Annotated in this window: 2 protein-coding genes; both read right to left on the bottom strand. The window is 64.0% G+C overall.

Going from position 1 to position 1921, the window contains the following annotated elements:
- Positions 1 to 1185, bottom strand: a 1185-nt coding sequence (locus tag EOA33_RS34195) for a CpaF family protein (protein WP_145989467.1), incomplete at its 3' end; no start/stop codon positions are given.
- The coding region (locus EOA33_RS34190; RefSeq protein WP_210212643.1) for a CpaE family protein at positions 1182 to 1921 on the bottom strand (740 nt) is incomplete at its 5' end. The genes EOA33_RS34195 and EOA33_RS34190, both read right to left, overlap by 4 nt.

Genomic DNA, 1921 nt, shown 5'->3' with positions numbered 1-1921 from the left:
GGTCAGTTGCACGATGATGTCGATGGCGCTGGCGATCTGGCTGCGGATCGACTGCACCGTCATCGGCATGCCGGTCATGCCGAGCATCTGCTCCAAGCGCGAGATGGCGTCGCGCGGCGTGTTGGCGTGGATGGTCGCCATCGAGCCTTCATGGCCGGTGTTCATCGCCTGCAGCATGTCAAAGGCTTCCTCGCCGCGGCACTCGCCGAGGATGACGCGGTCGGGGCGCATGCGCAGCGCGTTCTTGACCAGGTCGCGCTGCTTCAGTTCGCCGTGGCCCTCGATATTGGCGGGCCGTGTCTCCATGCGCGCGACATGCGGCTGCTGTAATTGCAGCTCGGCGGCGTCCTCGATGGTGATCAGTCGCTCGTCCTCGGGAATGAAGGCCGACAGCGCGTTCAGCATCGTCGTCTTGCCGGTGCCGGTGCCGCCAGAGATGATGGTGGTCTTGCGGGCATGCACGGCCGCCGCCAGCACCTCGGCCATGTTCTGGGTGATGGCGCCGAATTCGACCAGCTTGTGCAGGCCGAGCTTGTTCTTGGAGAATTTGCGGATCGACACCAGCGGCCCGTCGACGCCAACCGGCCGGATGGCGGCGTTGAAACGCGAGCCGTCCAGCATGCGCGCGTCGACCATCGGCGCCGACTCATCGACGCGACGGCCGACCGCGGCGACGATTTTGTTTATGATTCGAAGCAGATGCGCCTCGTCCTTGAACGGGATATGCACCTGCTGCAGCTTGCCGCGCCTTTCGACGAAGCAATTCTGGTGGCCGTTGATCAGGATGTCGTTGATCTCGGGGTCTTTGAGCAGCGGCTCCAGTGGGCCGAGACCGACCATCTCGTCGACGATGTCGTCGACCAGCGCGTCGAGCTCGGCGGTGTTGATCGCCATTCGCTCATGGCGGGTCTTTTCCGAGACGAATTCATGCACCTGCCGGCGCATCTCGTCCTTCGGCAGCCGTTCCAGCGCCACGAGGTTGATTTCCTCGAGCAGCATGCGGTGGATACGCACCCGCGCGTCGAGCACCTTGTTGGCGCTCTTGGCGGGGGCTGCCTCGACCTTCGGCGCGACAAGCTTGCGCGTCGTCGGGATGACCACGGTGTGCTGCGTCACCGGCGCCGCCTCGGCTGGGCGCTGCGGACGCAGGTCGCGGTTCTGGAGCGTTGAAAAGCGGCTGGTCATCCGGCCTTCCTCTTCAGCAGGCCCTTGCCGAGGCCGAACAGCGACTTCGACTTGGCCGTCGTCGTCACCGCTTCCTCGGGCAGGATGATCTTCTTCAGGTCATTGACGACATTGGCGTTCGGGTCGATGTCGTGCAGCGGCACGCCACGGTCTACGGCCTCGCGCACCAGCCGGTAATTGTTCGAGATGCCACCGACGAAATGCTCGCCGAGGATGTCCTGGACATCGGCCTGCTTGATGCCGTTGTCGAACATCTTCTGCTCGAAGCGGTTGACGATCACGTTCGGCTTCACCTCCCTGCCGGCGGTCTCGTAGATCGCCTGGATGAGGCGTTGCGTGTGGCGCAGGCACGGCACCGTCATCTCGGCCACGATATAGAGCTTGTTGGAGCCGAGCAGCACCGTCTCGGTCCATGGGAACCAGGTGCGCGGCATGTCGATGACGACATTGTCGAAATAGGCCGAGACGAGGTCGAGCATGCGCACCACGACGTCGGTCTTGAAGGAGCGCATCTCCGACGGGCGCGTCGGCGCCGCCAGCACGCAGAGCCCGCTCGCATGCTTGGACAGCATCACGTCCAGCAGCTGCCGGTCGAGACGCTCCGGCTGGTTCTCGATCTCGGTAATGTCGAAGCGCGGCTCGAGATCGAGATATTCGGCGCAGGCGCCCTGCTGGAAATTGAGGTCGACGACGCAGGTCGAGGCGCCGCGCGTCACCGAATGATGCAGTTGGAAGG

Source organism: Mesorhizobium sp. M4A.F.Ca.ET.050.02.1.1 (assembly GCF_003997725.1).
Lineage (GTDB): Bacteria > Pseudomonadota > Alphaproteobacteria > Rhizobiales > Rhizobiaceae > Mesorhizobium.
This window is presented reverse-complemented; position numbering and strand designations above follow the sequence as displayed.